Source organism: Rhodococcus sp. T9N (assembly GCF_024436645.1).
GTDB classification, from domain to species: Bacteria; Actinomycetota; Actinomycetes; order Mycobacteriales; family Mycobacteriaceae; genus Rhodococcus_F; species Rhodococcus_F qingshengii.
The window spans coordinates 775,085-793,894 of record NZ_JAMSKS010000001.1; the positions used below are offsets into that span (position 1 = coordinate 775,085).

The 18,810-nt window shown below is 61.8% G+C and carries 12 protein-coding genes and 1 tRNA gene; 7 read left to right on the plus strand and 6 right to left on the minus strand.

Annotated elements, in window-relative coordinates; all coding sequences use genetic code 11:
- Positions 1-171 precede the first annotated feature (171 nt).
- Entirely contained in the window at positions 172-1,590 is a 1,419-nt protein-coding gene (locus tag M1L53_RS03605) for a DUF3662 and FHA domain-containing protein (RefSeq protein ID WP_020905627.1), read from the minus strand.
- A 254-nt stretch (positions 1,591-1,844) separates the two neighbouring features.
- On the opposite strand from M1L53_RS03605, the gene M1L53_RS03610 reads away from it, so the two are divergent.
- Positions 1,845-1,930 (plus strand) — tRNA-Leu (locus M1L53_RS03610).
- Positions 1,931-1,983: 53 nt separating this feature from the next.
- Here M1L53_RS03610 and M1L53_RS03615 read toward each other — a convergent pair.
- The 3 genes from M1L53_RS03615 to M1L53_RS03625 form a co-directional block, all read right to left on the minus strand.
- A complete protein-coding gene (locus tag M1L53_RS03615) occupies positions 1,984-2,325 on the minus strand; it encodes a hypothetical protein (protein WP_054188746.1) in 342 nt (113 codons plus the stop codon).
- A gap of 551 nt (positions 2,326-2,876) precedes the next feature.
- Positions 2,877-5,198: a hypothetical protein gene (locus M1L53_RS03620; RefSeq protein WP_142006279.1), complete on the minus strand. Its 2,322-nt coding sequence runs from the start codon at positions 5,196-5,198 to the stop codon at positions 2,877-2,879.
- A 564-nt stretch (positions 5,199-5,762) separates the two neighbouring features.
- Positions 5,763-7,193 carry an NAD(P)/FAD-dependent oxidoreductase gene (locus M1L53_RS03625; protein ID WP_054188721.1) on the minus strand — a complete coding sequence of 477 codons (1,431 nt, stop codon included), beginning with the start codon at positions 7,191-7,193 and terminating at the stop codon, positions 5,763-5,765.
- 556 nt (positions 7,194-7,749) lie between these two features.
- Between M1L53_RS03625 and gltB the strand changes: the two genes are divergently transcribed.
- The 3 genes from gltB to M1L53_RS03640 all read left to right on the plus strand — a co-directional run bounded on the left by gltB (position 7,750) and on the right by M1L53_RS03640 (position 14,873).
- Positions 7,750-12,348: a glutamate synthase large subunit gene (gene gltB, locus M1L53_RS03630; RefSeq protein WP_042453347.1), complete on the plus strand. Its 4,599-nt coding sequence runs from the start codon at positions 7,750-7,752 to the stop codon at positions 12,346-12,348.
- On the plus strand, positions 12,341-13,792 hold the full coding sequence (locus M1L53_RS03635) for a glutamate synthase subunit beta (protein WP_054188720.1): 1,452 nt from the start codon (positions 12,341-12,343) through the stop codon (positions 13,790-13,792). The genes gltB and M1L53_RS03635 overlap by 8 nt, the downstream gene beginning before the upstream one ends.
- A 184-nt stretch (positions 13,793-13,976) precedes the next feature.
- Positions 13,977-14,873: a cutinase family protein gene (locus M1L53_RS03640; protein ID WP_007735797.1), complete on the plus strand. Its 897-nt coding sequence runs from the start codon at positions 13,977-13,979 to the stop codon at positions 14,871-14,873.
- Here M1L53_RS03640 and M1L53_RS03645 read toward each other — a convergent pair whose 3' ends face one another.
- Positions 14,874-15,437 carry a DUF732 domain-containing protein gene (locus tag M1L53_RS03645; RefSeq protein WP_030536678.1) on the minus strand — a complete coding sequence of 188 codons (564 nt, stop codon included), beginning with the start codon at positions 15,435-15,437 and terminating at the stop codon, positions 14,874-14,876.
- A 213-nt stretch (positions 15,438-15,650) separates the two neighbouring features.
- Between M1L53_RS03645 and M1L53_RS03650 the strand changes: the two genes are divergently transcribed.
- Positions 15,651-16,523 (plus strand): hypothetical protein, encoded by an 873-nt coding sequence (locus M1L53_RS03650; RefSeq protein ID WP_003943530.1) that lies wholly within the window; start codon positions 15,651-15,653, stop codon positions 16,521-16,523.
- A gap of 149 nt (positions 16,524-16,672) precedes the next feature.
- The gene (locus tag M1L53_RS03655; RefSeq protein ID WP_054188745.1) at positions 16,673-17,398 is read left to right on the plus strand and encodes a hypothetical protein; all 726 of its coding nucleotides are present in this window, start codon (positions 16,673-16,675) and stop codon (positions 17,396-17,398) included.
- A 1-nt stretch (position 17,399) separates the two neighbouring features.
- Here the strand turns inward: M1L53_RS03655 and M1L53_RS03660 are convergent, their stop codons facing one another.
- Positions 17,400-18,302 carry an SDR family NAD(P)-dependent oxidoreductase gene (locus M1L53_RS03660; RefSeq protein ID WP_003943614.1) on the minus strand — a complete coding sequence of 301 codons (903 nt, stop codon included), beginning with the start codon at positions 18,300-18,302 and terminating at the stop codon, positions 17,400-17,402.
- Between the two features lie 71 nt (positions 18,303-18,373).
- On the opposite strand from M1L53_RS03660, the gene M1L53_RS03665 reads away from it, so the two are divergent.
- A complete protein-coding gene (locus tag M1L53_RS03665; RefSeq protein WP_003943546.1) occupies positions 18,374-18,664 on the plus strand; it encodes a putative quinol monooxygenase in 291 nt (96 codons plus the stop codon).
- Positions 18,665-18,810 lie beyond the last annotated feature (146 nt).

An 18,810-nucleotide genomic window follows, 5' to 3' on the forward strand; every position in this document is an offset into this window, starting at 1 on the left:
TCTATGGCTCGAGCCCCGCCGCAGCGGGGTTCGAGCATTGTCGACTGGCAGCATCATAGGGGGCTCTGGGCCCCGAAGATCACGATACTGACAGCCGCGTGACGGCGGCGCGCCGACGGACCGCCGAATGTTCGATTGTTATCGGAAAAATCCTGGCGTCCGTTTCTCAGCTCAGAGAATGCGAACCAGAATCTCCGAGTGACCTGCGCGAATGATGTCGCCGTCGGCCAGCTGCCAGTCCTGGACCGGTGCTCCGTTGACGGTGGTGCCGTTCGTAGATCCCAAATCGGACAGCATCGCGGTGCGGCCGTCCCAACGGATGTCGATGTGGCGACGTGAGACGCCGGTGTCCGGGAGGCGGAACTGAGCTTCCTGGCCGCGGCCGATGACATTGCTGCCGTCGCGAAGCTGGAAGTGGCGTCCGCTGCCGTCCTCGAGCTGCAGGGTTGCCGTCAGGCTCTGGGCCGTCGGTGCGTAACCGCCCTGCGGCTGGGCATAGCCCTGCTGCGGGTAGGCCTGCGTCTGCTCGAAGTTGCCGCCCTGCTCGTAGCCGGCCTGCTCGTACGGCTGCTGTGTGTACGCCTGCTGGTCGTAGCCGCCCTGCTGGTAGCTCTGCTGGTCGTAGCCCGGCTGATCGTAGGACTGGCCGTTGTACGGCTGCTGGTAACCCTGCTGGTCGTAGCCGCCCTGCTGGTAGCCCTGCTGGTCGTACCCACCCTGGTACGCCTGCTGGCCGTAGCCCTGCTGGTCGTACGGCTGCTGCTGGTAACCCTGCTGGTCGTAGCCGCCGCCCTGCTGGTCATAACCCTGCTGGTCGTAACCGGCCTGCTCGTACGGCTGCTGCTGGTTCGGGTACGCCTGCTGGTCGTAGCCACCCTGCTGCTGGTTGTAGCCCTGCTGGTCGTCGCCCGTGCGGTAACCGTCGCCGCGGTCGTAACCGTTCTGGTACGGCGCTTCCTGGCCCTGCGGAGCGGCGTAACCGCCGTCGTCGTGGGAGTACCCGTTCCGTGCCGGCTGCTGCGGTTCGGGCTGGCGACCCGCCGGTTCGCGGCTTGGTTCGTAGCCTGAGTTCTGCGTCATGGGGCCGGCTCCTGGTTGTGACGGGACTGGATTGGAAACAGGGGGAACAATCGGTGCGGGTCGCTGAGGCGGCCGTTGTGGAGGCCGCGACGAAACCTGCGGAACATGCGACGGCGGTGATGCCTGCTCGGCGTCACCATCCGGGTCGACGGTTCCGCGGGTGCGGAACTGACCGGTGTGGAGCGTAGGCGAAGGCTCGAAAGTGACCGAGATGTCGCCGTACGTCTGCCAACCCTGATCGCGGATGAAATCCTGCAGGTGTCGGCTGAAAGCTTTTGTCGTCAGTTCGCGATCGGCGGCCAACTCTTCGTGATCGGAGTTGTTGATGGTGATCACGTAGTTGTTGGGGGCGAGAAGGATTCCGCCGCCGAGGTGCTCGACGCGGTCACGTGCCTCCTGCTGGAGCGCCGCCTCTACTTCCTGCGGCACAACACCACCACCGAAGACCCGCGCGAATGCGTCGCCGACAGCTCCTTGGAGCTTTCGTTCGAAACGCTGCACGATGCCCATCGGGCCCTCCTCTCGCCTCGCATCTACGACGGCAAAATGCTCGGCAAGTAGCGCCGGCACTGCCTTGTCGCGTGTCGTCCAAACTGCTGTACAGGTTCCACGGTACTGTCAAATGTCGCTTCGGCAGTACCTGGCCGCTGTTTCAGCATGGTATCGGTTCTGGGCTTTTGGGTGCTCGGTGTTCATCGATTCGTGCCCTGATCTGCACGAATAGAACTTTTAAAGTTTGTCGTGATAATGTTTCGGCGTTGCTCGGGCGAGTGGCGGAATGGCAGACGCGCTGGCTTCAGGTGCCAGTGTCCTTCGGGACGTGGGGGTTCAAGTCCCCCTTCGCCCACCACAAGACGAGGCCACGAACTCACAAGAGTTGGTGGCCTCGTTTTTTGTTGTCGGCTATCTGGCCGCAGCCTGAATGAAGCTCAGAACGAAGTCCAATGCGGTGCCCGCAAACGGGTTGCCGACTGGTTGAGGGGGCGCGGCGGGCGCAGTGATCTGAGGGTTCATCATCCCTGGCGGCAGTGTGCCGGGTGGGAGATTGATGATGGCGTTGATGTCGTAGATGGTGTTGTCGGGGCCGTTGGTCACCGCGAAAGAGATACTGCCGAAGTCGACGACCGGAGTGTCGGCTGATGCAGTACCCACTGCACTGCCGAAGGTGATCGCGGCAGCGAGCGCGCCGACACCGAGGGCCGCGGTGGTCCGGGACAAACGAGTAGGCGTTTCGAGTCCATTCACAGATGTGCTCCCTTTCGTGGTGACAGCATCCGTGCGCGGGATGCCAAGCAGCCAGGAGATTGCAACCACTACCGAGGAAGATAACGGACATTCCCGCCATGGCGGGGTGGTTCGGCACCGATTGCTTGGCCAACGGATCTGAGTCGATTCGCAAGTCGATCGAGGACTGCGCGCGGGTTTTCGCGTGAACGAAGGCCCTTTAATAGGTAGCCTAGATTTTTCGTGAATGAACCATCAGTTTTAGACACGGGGCCAGAAATATCTTCGTTCTGGTGGCCAGAATCTTCTCCCGTGTTTCAAATATGGTCGTTTATGAACCATCCGATAGAGAGTTCGGAAATGATTGCTGCGTCAAAATCGAGCTACAGGGAGTCAACGATGTCCTTGACTTTTTCTCCATCACTCGATGAGAGTCCTTCGTTGATCTGCACGAAGATCAACGCATATTCCGAACCGTAGCGGACTATGCAGAAATCTCGGTCATATCTGACCCGCCATCGACCCTCTCGGCGTCGGCCGGGCGACTCCAGAATCTAGTCCGTTGGCAGCGCTCAAGGCACCTCTACTTGGCCGATATAGGCCCATTCCAGATTGACTTTGTTCCGCCGACGTATGTCCGCCCTGAGCAACCACGTCGGGTAGGTACTTGGTTCAAGGGCACATTCCTGGACTACGTCGCTCCACGGAGTGGTATCACCGCACACGACAAGGCGCATGTCACTCATCGATGCCACGTGTACCCGCTTTTCCCGCGCTAGCTGAGCGAACTGGCGCTCACTCGCGTCGATTGCCGCAGGAACTGTACCGGGTGCGCAGAGGACCGCAGTGGTTGCGCCTATCCAACCCGCCGGACGCCGCCGCTCCATCTCGTCCACAAATCGCCGAACGCGGGGCGGGGTCTTCCTTCTCGGGATAGGATATTTTGGCCCCGTGTCATCTAAGCCTGCGTAGTATCTGTCGAAATCTGGCTGCTTGTTCGAAAACATAGCCAGCGTTCCCTCTGGCGACTGACCGATCTTGGCTTCAATATCGACTGCATACTGAAACTGCGAAAGCAATTCAATCTCATCCAATTTTAATATTCGAGGATCTTCGAGCCATTTCGTCCGCCATGTCATGTATGCGAAGAGCTCAGCTGGTCCTCGAAGCGCATCCGTGACGACATTGAGGTCTGGGACAGAGACAATCCAGGGAGATGATTCCTCTTCTACGATATCCCACTTTCGTAAGATTTCGATTTGGGTGCCAATCCCCGCATAATCATCAAAACAAGGAAGCACCTGATAGCTGCGGCGGATACGACTCGTGTCGATGACCTCGATCGGGGCGCCCTTGCTGTTAAGCAGCGTTATTTTGGGAGATTTAAGCAAATCTTCGTCGCGCCGAAGCTGGTGTGCGCCATGCCCGATCAGTTTCTTGAGGTCACCGCGATATCTCGCTACATCGCCACGCCGGCTTGGCAATTTAAGCGGCGCGCCTTTTCCTTCCACAAAAATCACAGCGTCGTCAAATAGGATCACGCCGTCGACTTCGAATCGGTTTGCTCCAGTACCGTCGGGGTCAATATCCACACCAGAGAAGGAACGACATCCCGGAAGTAGTCGGCTTATAAGTTCAATAGCCTTATTGTCGACTGCACGAGCACGCGAGTTCGGCCAATTCTGGGAAAAAGACCCTCCGATCAGTGCGTCAACAGTTTGAGGGAGGTCGCTCACAAGTGCGATGGGATTTACCAAAAGAATTCGTGCAAAATCATCCAGCACGGGTTCACCGTTACTGGAACTATCGGCAGGAAATAGAAGGAAGGGTTTGGTCCGTGTAGGCGGATCAGATAAAACAGATTCAAATGGCTGCTCGACGGAACCTGCAATAATTCCGAGCGATTTGACAACTGCAATTAGACGTTCTGCAGAATCTGCAGACATCCGCGATCGCAATTCACCAATTGTCGGCGAGATTTTATGAACGACAAAGTATTTGAAAGCGGTGAGAATTGCCATCTGGCGTATGACGGCAGAGACTGTCGGCGTGTCGGCCAACGATTTCTGAACCAGCTCACTTGCACGGTCGATGGACTGAGAAACCTCCGACTTCCAGTAAGATTGGATTGCGTCGCTAACAGCTATAACGTCAGCGACAGTATGCCCTACACGGTTCAACAGGGAATTTTCATAGTCACTGGCCAGTTCTTCCGCCAAAGCTAACGCGTGACTGCGATAGGCCTCGCCTCGTCGCGCAATACGGCGGTTGAGCAGCATGTTACGGATGAAGTTTTCCATGGCGGATACCTCATCTTTGGCAGTAAGGAAGACATCGATCGTATTGACAGCGATGGCGACATTACGGACTTCGCGAGCTTGGCGCAGGACCAACATGCTGCTCATCCCAAAACCTTGAGAATCACTGTGTGGGCTCTGCGATTTATTAGGAGGGCGGGTATCGGCGGCAACAAGTCCAGCCACGATCTCAACACACAGAGCGTAGGGATCGAAAAATGGCTCGAAGTAGCTACCCCACTGCTCGAAGTGATGAACGAAGACCATGAGGCTCAGGAGGTCGAGTCCTTCTATGCCATTCAAGAGGGTACGAAGTTTTTGCAGTTCTGTTGCTTGGCGTTCCACGAACCGCTCGTGAGCGGCGGGCGCGAGCTCGCGGAGTAGCTTACTTTCTGTAACGCCCCACGAGCCCCTCTCCTGACGAGCCGCTGGCCTCTCCCATTGTGAGGCGTACTCACGCGCGAAGCCATCGTCCTGGTTCCCGAACCAGTCGACCCACACATCGAAAGGGAGTGTCGCCTCCAGAAATTCTTCAGCAGATAATCCTGAGCTGCGAACCTTCTCGCTTCTCCAGTTCTCAGTTCGATTCGAGGCCATGGCGTGAAGATACGGCATGGTCGCGGCTAGTCAGGGATCGACGTTCAGTTCGCATGTCAGCGCGCAGAGGCGGTGTGGCAGAGATGGACAGAAGCGATTGGTGAGCGGTCATCCTCCACCTGAATATTTGAGTGGCCATGGCGACGGAGGGGCGGCTCCAACTTTGTGATCCGATCCATCTGCACCGCCGTGAAGCCATTACTCGGCGGCAATACGGCAGGGTTGAACCGAGCTGAGAACCTGGGAAGCGCATCGGGGATCAGGAGTTCGCTCCGTACAAACCTTGATGTCGATGGCATCGCGAGTTTCCAATTCGTCGATGTGGGCCAATGCCAGTAGTTTCTCGCCAGCGGTCGCTACGCCGGTCTCGATCTGAAGCGGCGCAGCCAGCGCGCTATCAGCGTCAGTTAAACCTCTTGTTCAGAGGCGCGGTCGGAACGCAAGCGTGCTCGAATTACGGCCCGAATTGTGTATCGGGCGTATCCGACGGAAGTTCTTCGTTTTTCCTTGGACCATGACGATAGGTTCACCTGTGTCCGAAATGTCGTCCCCATCGGGGACGCCTCAACCCAGCGCCACCCGCGCGGCATTGAACCCACCCATCCCGTGGACCCCGCCGCCCGGGGGAGTCGCGGACGAGCAGAGGTAGACGCCCGGGGCCCCGGTGGCATAGGGGTCCAGTCCGAACCTGGGGCGCGCGATGATCTGCCGCGCAGTGTTCGCCCCCGCGGAGATGTCGCCACCTACGTAGTTGGGGTTGTACGCCTGCATTTGCGGCACATTGCGCACGTGGACGCCCACGATCCGGTCCCGGAACCCCGGCGCAAAGCGTTCGATCTGACGCGTGACCACATCGGTTGCGTCACCCGGATAGCCGTGCGGCACATGCGCATACGCCCACACTGGGTGGATGTCTCCGACGGAACGGGAGGGGTCGGCCAAGAACTGCTGGCCCAACAGAATGAAGGGCTTGTCCGGCATCTGACCCCGAACGGTCTGGCGTTCCACGGCAGCAGTTTCCGAAATCGTCCCGGACAGGTGCAGGGTGCCGGCCTTGCGGGCGTGCGGATTCGTCCACGGCACGACGCTTCCGTCGGAATCACCACGCACGGCGTAGTCGACCTTGTATGCGGCGGTGCCGTAGCGGAATTTGCGGTAGGCCCGGGCAATGCGGTCGGGCTGCCGGCCGTCGAGCAGGCGGCCGGCCGCGTCGGGGGCGATGTCGAGCATGACGATGTCGTAGTCGGCGATCTGGGAGTAGTTGGTGACCCAGTTCCCGGTTTCGATGGTGCCACCGAGGCTGCGCAGGATCGACGCGAGGGCGGCTGCAATTGAGCCCGAACCACCTTGTGCCACAGGCCAACCGTGAGCATGAGCGGCCGCAGTGAGCATCGAGCCGACAGCGCTGGACAGGGGAAGGGTGAGCGTCCCGAACATGTGCGCCGCGACGCCACCGAAGAGCGCCCGCGCTCGTGGGGTCTTGAACATCCGAGCGAAACCCGTCGCGGGAAGCAGAGCGCCCGTCCCGAAACGCGCGAGCATCAGCGGGTGCTTCGGAACGTGCACGATCGGCTTGAAGACGTCCTGCACCAACTCGTCGAAGTTCTCGGAGAGGTATCCGAAGACGTCGAGCCACCTCTTACCGTCGACACCCAGTCCCTCAGCGGTCCGGTTGATGTCGCGCCACAGAACCCCGGCGGTGCCGTCGTCGAGTGGATGGACCAGTTGGATCTCGGGCCACAGCCACGTCAGGCCGTGCTTGGCGAGCCCGAATTCGCGGTCGAGTTCCTTGAAGTAGGGAGACGCCAAAGCCGTGGGATGGAAGGCGGAGCAATCGTCGTGGACGAGTCCGTCGACTATGTATTCGCTACTGCGGGTGCCACCGCCGATCTTGTCCGCACCCTCGATGACATGGACGTCGATTCCTGCGCGGGCGAGTTCGATCGCCGCCGCGAGACCGTTGGGGCCACTGCCCACCACTACTGCTGTTGTCATTTGCGCTTCGCCACCCGTCTTCTCAGGTGTGAGCCTACGGAAATTACAGCGATGGCATTCTGCGAGCAAACAATTCAGGCCTAGACCTTGGTTGATCGATCAACTTTTGTTACAGTTCGAGGCGCACTGGCCGCAGCTGATTCTTATCGCTGCGGCCAGTTGTTGCATTCATCGCCCATCGCGCCTGTTTCCTGCGGATTCGGTATCCTGTGAATCGGAACTTCTCTGCACAGACGCAGCTCCGAAATCTGTCGAGGGGCCTTCTGGCTCCCTGCATCGCCGCAGTTCAGAGCAATTATAGGGCTACCTTAGTTGCGCCCGTGCCGGGGTTCTGAATTATCGTTTTCGTTACACGGTTGACTCACAAAAGTTTCAACCGACCGAAGACTCACGTCGCCGGGTGCCAGAACGCACACCATCGCGTCTGCGCAGGGCGGCTACTTCGGTGGTACCGCACACATCGTCGTGTCGGTGCTTTGAAGGACTTGCATTGCAAGTTGATGGCCATCAGCGCTGCTGGTCGTCGGTGCATCTTTATGGCATACGAAGGCTGGGTATGAAGCAACTTCCAGGCCCCCAGGGCCTCTATCACCCGTCCAATGAGCACGACTCCTGTGGAGTCGCATTTGTTGTCGACATGCATGGTCGCCGCAGCAGGGACATCGTCGAAAAGGCGATCACCGCTCTGGTCAACCTCGAGCATCGCGGCGCTGCCGGATCAGAACCCAACACGGGTGACGGTGCGGGCATTCTGCTGCAGGTTCCCGACAAGTTCTTCCGAGCTGTCGTGGACTTCGCGCTGCCCGCCGAAGGCGCGTACGCAACCGGTATCGCATTCCTCCCGCAGGGCGATGCCGATGCACACGAGGCTGCTGCTGCAGTCGAGAAGATCGTCGTCGAAGAGGGCCTGAAGGTTCTCGGCTGGCGCGAGGTCGGAACCGACGACTCCTCGCTGGGCGCACTGGCGCGCGACGCGATGCCGACGTTCCGTCAGATCTTCATCGGCTCCGAGGGTGACAAGTACACCGGCATGGATCTCGAGCGTCGTGCATACGTGGTGCGTAAGCGCACCGAGCACGAACTCGGCTCCGAAGGCGCCGGCAAGGGTGGCCCGGGTAGCGAGACCGTGTACTTCCCCAGCCTGTCCGGCCAGACGTTCGTCTACAAGGGCATGCTCACCACCCCGCAGCTCAAGGGTTTCTACCTCGACCTGCAGGACGATCGTGTCGAGAGCGCACTGGGCCTGGTCCACTCGCGCTTCTCCACCAACACGTTCCCGTCGTGGCCGCTGGCGCACCCGTTCCGCCGGGTCGCTCACAACGGTGAGATCAACACCGTCACCGGCAACGAGAACTGGATGCGCGCTCGCGAGTCCCTCATCGACAGCGACGTCTTCGGTGGCCGCGAGAACCTGGACAAGATCTTCCCGATCTGCACCCAGGGCGCCAGTGACACCGCTCGTTTCGACGAGGTGCTCGAGATGCTGCACCTCGCCGGCCGCAGCCTGCCGCACGCAGTTCTCATGATGATCCCGGAAGCCTGGGAGAAGCACGAGAGCATGGACCCCGCTCGTCGGGCGTTCTACGAATACCACTCGGCTCTCATGGAGCCCTGGGACGGACCGGCGTCGGTGTGCTTCACCGACGGCACCGTCATCGGCGCCGTGCTGGACCGCAACGGTCTGCGTCCGTCGCGTCTGTGGATCACCGAAGACGGCCTCGTCGTCATGGCGTCGGAGGTCGGCGTCCTGCCGATCGATCCGTCCACGGTTGTCCGCAAGGTCCGCCTCCAGCCCGGCCGCATGTTCCTCGTGGACACCGCGCAGGGCCGGGTCATCAGCGACGAGGAACTGAAGAACGAACTCGCTGCCGAGCACCCGTACCAGCAGTGGATCGACGAAGGTCTGATCCACATGGACGACCTGCCGGACCGTCCGTACACGTACATGTCGCACGAGCGCGTCGTCCTGCGTCAGCAGCTCTTCGGTTTCACCAACGAAGAGGTCAACCTGCTGGTCAAGCCGATGGCACTCTCCGGTGCCGAGGCTCTGGGTTCGATGGGTACCGACACTCCGATCGCCGTGCTCTCGTCACGTCCCCGGATGCTGTTCGACTACTTCTCGCAGCTCTTCGCTCAGGTCACCAACCCGCCTCTCGACGCGATCCGTGAAGAGGTTGTCACCAGCCTCGGCGCGACCATCGGCCCCGAGGGCGACCTGCTGCACCCGAATGCTGACTCCTGCAAGCAGATTGCGCTCCCGCAGCCGATCCTGCACAACGACGATCTGTCGAAGCTCGTTCACGTCAACGACGACGGCGAATTCCCGGGCTTCCGCAGTGTCGTGATCCGTGGCCTGTACCCCGTCAAGGAAGGCGGCGACGGTATCCGTCGTGCGCTCGAGGGCATCAAGTACCAGGTCTCGCAGGCAATCGAGGGCGGCGCACGCATCGTCGTGCTCTCGGACCGTGAGTCCACCGAGGACTACGCACCGATCCCGTCGCTGCTCCTCACCTCGGCCGTGCACCACCATCTGGTTCGTGAGAAGTCGCGCACCAAGGTCGGCCTCATCGTCGAGGCCGGCGACGCCCGCGAGGTGCACCACATGGCGCTCCTCATCGGCTTCGGTGCCGCAGCGGTCAACCCGTACATGGCTTTCGAGACCATCGACGAGTTCCTGCAGAACGGCGAGCTCGAGGGTCTGACCCTCGAGAAAGGCATCGCGAACTACATCAAGGCAGCCGGCAAGGGTGTCCTGAAGGTGATGTCCAAGATGGGCATCTCGACGCTCGCGTCGTACACCGGTGCTCAGTTGTTCCAGGTCATCGGCCTCTCGCAGGAGCTGACGGACGAGTACTTCACCGGTCTGCAGTCGCAGCTCGGTGGCATCGGCCTCGACCAGATCGCAGCCGACGTCCAGGCACGTCACGCCGTCGCATACCTCGATCGCCCCGAAGAGCGCGCTCACCGCGAGCTCGAGGTCGGCGGCGAGTACCAGTGGCGTCGTGAAGGCGAGTACCACCTGTTCAACCCGGACACGGTCTTCAAGCTCCAGCACGCAACTCGCACAGGTCAGTACGAGGTGTTCAAGGAGTACACGACCATGGTCAACGACCAGTCGGAGCGCCTTGCCGCTCTGCGTGGTCTGTTCGACTTCAACATCGGCAAGCGGCCGTCGATCTCGATCGACGAGGTCGAGCCGGCCAGCGAGATCGTCAAGCGTTTCTCGACGGGTGCGATGAGCTACGGCTCCATCTCCGCCGAGGCTCACGAGACTCTCGCCATCGCGATGAACCGTCTGGGCGCCCGCTCCAATTCCGGTGAGGGCGGCGAACATCCGTCGCGCTTCACGCCGGACGAGAACGGCGATCTGCGTCGCAGTGCCATCAAGCAGGTCGCGTCGGGACGCTTCGGCGTCACCTCGCACTACCTGAGCAACTGCACCGACATCCAGATCAAGATGGCGCAGGGAGCCAAGCCCGGTGAGGGCGGCCAGCTTCCGGCTCACAAGGTGTACCCGTGGGTGGCCGAGGTTCGGCACTCCACGCCTGGCGTCGGCCTGATTTCGCCGCCGCCGCACCACGACATCTACTCGATCGAGGATCTCGCTCAGCTGATCCACGACCTGAAGAACGCCAACCCGCAGGCCCGCATCCACGTGAAGCTGGTCTCCGAGGTCGGCGTCGGAACGGTCGCGGCCGGTGTCTCCAAGGCACATGCCGACGTCGTTCTGATCTCCGGTCACGACGGCGGCACCGGTGCCACCCCGCTGACCTCCGTCAAGCACGCGGGCGCACCGTGGGAGCTCGGCCTCGCCGAGACCCAGCAGACATTGCTGCTCAACGGTCTCCGTGACCGCATCGTCGTGCAGGTCGACGGCCAGCTCAAGACGGGTCGCGACGTCGTCGTCGCTGCCCTGCTCGGCGGCGAGGAGTTCGGTTTCGCCACCGCACCACTGGTGGTCTCGGGCTGCATCATGATGCGCGTCTGCCATCTCGACACCTGCCCCGTCGGTGTCGCGACGCAGAACCCGTTGCTGCGTCAGCGTTTCAGTGGCAAGCCGGAATTCGTCGAGAACTTCTTCATGTTCATCGCCGAAGAGGTTCGCGAGCTTCTCGCGGAACTCGGCTTCCGTACGCTGCTCGAAGCCGTCGGCCAGGTCGACATGCTGGACACCACGCGCGCTCTCGATCACTGGAAGGGAAGCAAGGCAGGCAATCTCGATCTGTCGCCGATCCTCACCCAGGTCGAGTCCGCGTTCATGGACCAGGACGTCCACTGCACCGGCACGCAGGATCACGGTCTCGACAAGGCACTCGATCAGCAGTTGATCGTCTCGGCCCGCAACGCACTCGACAAGGGTGAGGCGGTCTCCTTCGAGTCCGCGATCACCAACGTCAACCGCACGGTCGGCACCATGCTCGGCCACGAGGTCACCAAGGCGTTCGGTGGAGAGGGCTTGCCCGAGGGCACCATCGACATCACGTTCACCGGTTCCGCCGGTAACAGCTTCGGTGCTTTCGTGCCCAGCGGTATGACCCTGCGCCTGCACGGCGACGCCAACGACTTCGTCGGCAAGGGCCTCTCGGGTGGACGCATCGTCGTACGCCCGCCGCTCGATGCAGCGGAAGGCTTTGTCGCCGAGGACAACATCATCGGTGGCAACGTCATCCTGTTCGGCGCCACCAGCGGCGAGGCTCTGCTTCGCGGTGTCGTCGGCGAACGCTTCGCAGTCCGTAACTCCGGCGCCACTGCCGTCGTCGAGGGTGTGGGCGATCATGGTTGCGAGTACATGACGGGTGGAAAGGTGGTCATCCTCGGAGCCACCGGACGTAACTTCGGCGCCGGCATGTCCGGTGGCGTCGCGTACATCTACAACCCAGACAAGGCATTCGAGAAGAACCTCAACACCGAACTGGTGGACCTCGAGGATCTTTCGGGCGACGACTTCACCTGGTTGAAGGGCGCCATCGAACGTCATCGCGACGAAACCGGCTCCGAGGTTGCAACGCGCATCCTCGCTGACTGGTCGCAGCAGGTGGGTCACTTCGCAAAGGTGATGCCCCGCGACTACAAGAAGGTTCTTTTGGCCATCGCGGCCGCAGAGAAGGATGGCAAGAACGTGGACGAGGCAGTTATGGAGGCAGCTCGTGGGTGATCCAAGCGGCTTCCTGAAGCACACGTCGCGCGAACTTCCGGTTCGCCGGCCGGTGCCGTTGCGCCTGCTCGACTGGAAAGAGGTCTACGAGGAGTTCCCGAAGGACACCCTCAAGACCCAGGCCAGCCGTTGCATGGACTGCGGAATTCCTTTCTGCCACAACGGTTGCCCTCTCGGAAACTTGATTCCCGAGTGGAACGACCTGGTCTACAAGGACCACTGGCACGACGCCATCGAGCGTCTGCACGCGACCAACAACTTCCCGGAGTTCACCGGTCGTCTGTGCCCCGCACCCTGTGAGGCGTCCTGTGTCCTGGGCATCAACCAGGATCCGGTCACCATCAAGCAGGTCGAGGTCGAGATCATCGACAAGGCCTTCGACGAAGGGTGGGTCAAGCCGGTTCGCGCCGCGCACGCCACCAACAAGAAGGTTGCGGTTGTCGGCAGTGGTCCGGCCGGTCTGGCTGCAGCGCAGCAGCTGACCCGCGCCGGTCACGCAGTGACGGTCTTCGAGCGGGCAGACCGCATCGGCGGCCTGCTGCGCTACGGCATCCCCGAGTTCAAGATGGAGAAGCGGCACATCGACCGCCGTCTCGAGCAGATGGAAGCCGAAGGCACCGTCTTCAAGACCAACGTCAATGTCGGCGTGGACATCACCGCGGACGAGCTGCGTGAGCAGTTCGACGCAGTGGTTCTGGCCGGCGGCGCCACGGCAGCTCGCGATCTTCCGATCCCGGGCCGCGAACTGGACGGCATCCACCAGGCGATGGAGTTCCTGCCGATCGCCAACCGCGTGCAGTTGGGTGACCTCGACGCTCCCACCATCACCGCTGAGGGCAAGAAGGTTGTCATCATCGGCGGCGGCGACACCGGAGCGGACTGCCTCGGCACCTCGCACCGTCAGGGTGCGGCCAGCGTCCACCAGTTCGAGATCATGCCGCGTCCGCCGGAGACTCGCGCCGAGCAGACTCCGTGGCCGACGTACCCGCTCATGTTCCGCGTGGCTTCGGCTCACGAGGAGGGCGGCGAGCGTCTGTTCTCCGTCAACACCGAGAACTTCGTCGGTGAAAACGGCAAGGTCACCGGACTCAAGGCTCACGAGGTCGAGATGAAGTCGGGTCGCTTCGAGAAGGTCGAGGGCTCGGACTTCGAGCTCGAAGCCGATCTCGTGCTCCTGGCAATGGGCTTCGTCGGTCCCGAGAAGCCGGGTCTGCTCACCGATCTCGGTGTCGACTTGAACGAGCGTGGCAACGTCGCCCGCACGTCGAAGTGGAACACCAACGTCGACGGCGTGTTCGTGGCCGGCGACATGGGCCGCGGTCAGTCCCTGATCGTCTGGGCCATCGCCGAGGGACGTTCCGCAGCAGCCGCTGTGGACACCTACCTCGAGGGTGTCACGGCCCTTCCGTCACCGATCCACCCGACAGCGGCTCCGCAGCGCTAGAGGCTCTCACAAAGCCGCACCCCACCGCATTCGGTGGGGTGCGGCTTTGTTTCTGCAAGCAATTCGCACGATCTGTAACAAACCTTCATCAATTGTGCATCGGACAGACACAACGCCCAGACAGTATGATTCCGGAGCACCGATAGTGGTGTATGGGTTGCTGAAGGTAAAACAGGGGAGTTTCATGCGTGCGAGGCGTCTCGTTGCGGTGTTGTCGGCACTTGCTGCGGCAGTAGTGGTACCGGTTGTCAGTGCTCCCGTGGCGTCGGCTGATCCCTGCCCCAGCCTGTACGTCGTGGCCATCCCGGGAACGTGGGAGCCCTCGGGCACCAGGCCCGGCGCCGGCATGCTCGCTCCGGTGACCAACGGGCTTCCGGGCTCCGTTCGCACCGATTACGTCACCTACTCGGCGACGGCCTTCCCGTGGGAGTCCAACGTCTACGCCAAGTCGAAGCAGCAGGCTGTCGACAATGCCCGCGGCATGATCGGCGCTATGGCCGCCTCGTGCGGTGACACTCGCTTCGCCATCGTCGGGTACAGCCAGGGCGCCGACGCGGCAGGCGATCTCGCAGCAGAGATCGGAACCGGCATCGGCGTGGTCCCCCCGACTCGCGTCGAGGGCGTCGGCTTGCTGTCAGATCCCCGTCGTTCCGAGTCCGACGTCCTGATCGGCCCCGCTGTCGGTGGTAACGGTGCCAGCGGCCCTCGCATCGGTGGATTCGGTTGGCTGTCAGGCAAAACGGTGACGCTCTGCGCGGTCGGTGACCTGTACTGCTCGACGCCGAAGGACGATTTCGTGATGCGTCTGGCCGGATTCATGGCTCAGGCGTCCGATCCCACTCCGGCCAGTGCGCTCGCGCTGCGCGACGAGGCCGCCGTGATCGTCAATGATCTGATCACCGCAGGCGGTCTCCCCGCTTTGATGGCCCAGCTCGATCCGGGCGCGAACTCGCGGCGCATCGATCAGTTGGTCGACTTCTACGGCTCGCAGGTGCACACCGACTACACGCGTTACGTCGTTGACGGCGCGGGCAATTCGGCGACGTCCTGGCTGCACGGCTGGTTGGCCGGCAAGGCCTGATCAGCAGTACGTCTGCTCCGCCGTGTCGACGTAGATCTCGGCGATACGCTGCGAGGACATCGGCGTGATCTGTGAGTACACCTCGCCGACGGAGTTGAACTCTGCCAGCACTTCGGACCGAGGCATACCGTCAGCGAGCGCCTTGCAGGTGCCGTCGGCGTAGAGGATCTCTGCGGAATCCATTCCGGCGGGCGGGATCCCGGCCAGACGCAGAGCGGCGATGTACCGCTGCCCCTTCTCGCCGGCGTTCGCGACGATCTCTTCCGGTGAGCGGGCGTCGATCGGTGAGTTTGCCGGTGGCGCTACCTGTGGCGCTACTGGTAGCGACACCGGCGGGGGCGTCGATTCGACGACGCTCGGCGCGGCTTCCGGAGTTGTTGCGGCGAGCGGGCTGGTCGGCAGCTCGGAAAGCGTACTGGGGGCAGTCGAACTCGACGTCGCCGCAACCGACGTGCTGGTGGCCGCAGAAGTGGATTCCGATGCGTCGCTGTCGGATTGGCTGCTGCAGCCGCTGAGGAGTAGGCCCGCTGCCGCGACGCAGAGGACCAGTCTGTTCGTGTTCATCACCCGTGAGTGTTACATACCGTACCGCTTATTTTGTCCGTTTTAAGGAAACTCCCTTTTGCCCTGTTTTTAAGTCGAAGTCCTGTGATATACATCTGTTCAGTTGTTACTTGTGAGTAGGAGCACACCGCAAAGACCTTGTCGGCGGCGGTCGAAACACAAGCAATGACTGCGAGTTTCGTCCCCCATCACATAAACGGCAGGGAGAAATCAGTGCAGAAATCTCACAAGAACGGCAACAGACGTCTCGGCACGCGCGTGGCCGTCATTGCAGGTACCGCAGGTGCGGTCCTCGCGTTCGCGGCGCCGATGGCCTCGGCTCAGGATCCGGTCGACAATTCGATACCCGGTGCCGCAGTGTGTCCGGCTACTGCCGAATCCTGTGTGTCGGTTGTGGTTCAGAGCGGAACCTTCGACAACAACGGCTTCAACCTCCCGATCGGAAAAGGCGACATGATCATCGCCGCCGAGGCCGGCTCCGGTGAAGGTGAGTCCACCGTTCTTCTCCCGCGCGACGACGGACACCACGGTGTCTACTCCAAGCCGTTGACCGTTCCGGGTGGAGTCCTCGGAATCGACCTGCCGTTCGGCAATCTGTTCGGCCTCGCCGCAGTCACCGCCGAGGTGGAGGCGACCGCTGCCCCGACCCTCAACGGCATCATCACCGACATGGATCTGAGCATCCCGGTGCGGATGAAGATCAACAACGCGTTCCTCGGTGACAACTGCTACCTGGGCTCCGCGGCTGCGCCGGTGAATCTTCGTCTCGCGCCTGACCCGTCGGTGGTACCGACCTACACGGTGCTCCCGGACAATGCACTGAAGGTGAGCCCGGTCGGGAACCAGGCCACCGGCTTCGCGCTGCCCGCCGCCAGTGGTTGCGGACCGTTCGGAGTGCTGAACCCGATCGTCAACTGGCGAGCAAAGGTACCGGCCACGTCGGGAACCTCGCTCAGCACGATCTCCGACGCCTACCTGTACCCGGGCGGCCTCACCGGTAGCGATCCTCTCGACGATCTCGGTGGCGGAACAGGATCCAGCGGTTCCAGTGGCTCGAGCGGTTCGTCCGGAAGCTCCGGTTCCTGAAAACTCGGATGCCTTGAAGCAGCGGTGGTGGCGGAATGTCACCACCGCTGCGGCGTCCGACCTGTAATAACCTGTGCCTCAGGGTGGGCGAAGGCGGACTCCATCAGGAGGACCTGCGCGGCCACGAAATCACAGGGGAGTCCTCAAACATGTTTCGAGACAGCGTTCTTGCGAGTCCGGTCCTGCGCCGGGGTGTGACAGCACTGGCAGTTGCGGCTGCAGCCACCATGTTTGTCGGTACTGCAGCAACGGCGGAGCCGGCGGCAGTAGTTGGTGAGGTGTCGGCGGACTCCATTGCGGCAGCCCGTGCGCAGGCCATCGGAACGACGGTCACCGTCGTGGGAACCGCGACTACGCCGTCGGGAGTATTCGAATCCAGCTTCTACGACAAGGGCTTTGGTCTCCAGAGCGGCAATTCGGGCATCTACATCAGCGATCCGAACAACTCCGGGATTGCTCTCGGCGATCAGGTTCAGGTCACCGGAGTCCTCGCGGATCAAGAAGGCCTGCTCGTCGTCCGCCCGACTGGCGTCGAGGTAATCGGCACGACTACGCAGATCAGCCCGGCGCGACTGCCCCTCAATGCAATCGGTGAGGGCAGCGAAGGTCGTCTCGTGACGGTGTCCGGAATCGTGAGCGGACCCGTTGTCGACGATCTGCCGTACGGCCACAAGATCCTGGTCTCGGGTGCCGAGGGAAACACCGTCATCTTCGTCAACACCCAGACCGGAATCGACGTCGACGCCATTGCAGTGGGACGCCCGATCACCGTCACCGGTTTCAGTGGCCAGTACGCCAGCACCTACGAGGTTCTTCCCCGCTCGGAAGCCGATGTGCAGCAGGGTTTCACGGGCAGCCTGAGTTTCGGAAGCTGACCTAGATCTCGAACCGAGCTCCGACGCGCATCGACCCGGGAGACAACCGGCTGATGGTGCGTCCGAGCTTGGCTTCGACGGTCACGGGTACGACGGCCTTGTTCGTGCGAACTGCTTTCACGATGGCACTGGCCACTCGATCAGGAGTGAAGTTCCGCTTGCGGTAGAAGTTGTCGACCTTGGTCTGGTTCTCGAGCTGCTCCTCGGCGGTGGTCCCGGCGAACTCGGTGGTCTTGAGGATGTTCGTGTGAACGAGGCCGGGGCAGATGGTGCTGACGCCGATGCCGTGTGGAAGCAGCTCTGCCCGTAGGCAATCCGAGAGCATGAATACCGCTGCTTTGCTTGTCGAATACGCGGTGAGGGCCTTCTGTGGTGTGTACGCGGCGGCCGAGGACAGATTGACGACGTGCCCTCCTGTTCCCCGGTCGATCATCATCGGGGTAAATGCCCGGCAGCCGTAGACAACTCCCCAGAAGTTGATGTCCATGACGCGCTCGAACTGGCGCTGCTCGGTGTCGGCGAATGTCCCGGAGAACCCGATTCCAGCGTTGTTGACGACGATGTCCGGTACGCCGTGATGTGCCGCGACGGTCTCCGCGAACCGAATCACGGCCTGTTCGTCGGACACGTCCACCTGATAGGCGTGGGCACCGCCACCGAACACTGCTTCGGCGCCGCCCGCTTGCGAAGGGATGTTTACAAGTGCCGCAGTGTCCTGCGCGCTTTCAAGATTGATGTCGGAGACCACGACGATAGCTCCCTGGGCGGCGAAGGCGAGGGCCGTTTCACGCCCGATGCCGCTGCCCGCACCGGTGATCACCACCAGCGTGCCGGTGAGATCGCGCAGTCGACGCTGCAACTTCGTTCCGCGTCGCCAGCCGGTGACGTCCTTCAGTAGCCCCATTGGTTGCCCTTTTCGTGTGTACGTTTGTGGCGTGTGTCTCTAGCTGACTTCCCCTCTGCGAAAGGTATCCGATGAGCGAGCTTCGTGTAGTTGCAACCATCCCGGCCAAGTCCGGTTCCGAGGACGACGTCCGATCGGCTCTGACAACTCTCGCGGAGGCGAGTCGGTCCGAGGACGGCTGTGTGTCGTACGAGTTGTTCGAGTCAGCGGCTGCGCCCGGCACGTTCGTCACGATCGAAACTTGGCGCGGGCAGGAGGAGTTGGACGCTCATATGCAGTCCCCGCATCTGCAGGCCGCGCTGGCCGCCGCCGGACCACTTCTCGACGGCGCTCCGGCGATTCATCCGTTGAAAGGCGCCTGAATCAGAATGAATTCCTGACCTTCGCTAAGGGTCTGACCTGCGAATGTCGCTCGAAAACTGACCAATCTTCGCGCTCCATTCCACTGAGCGGGACCTGCGACTAATACCTGTGCCTTAAGTCACAAACTGTCTCGACAATGCTTCAC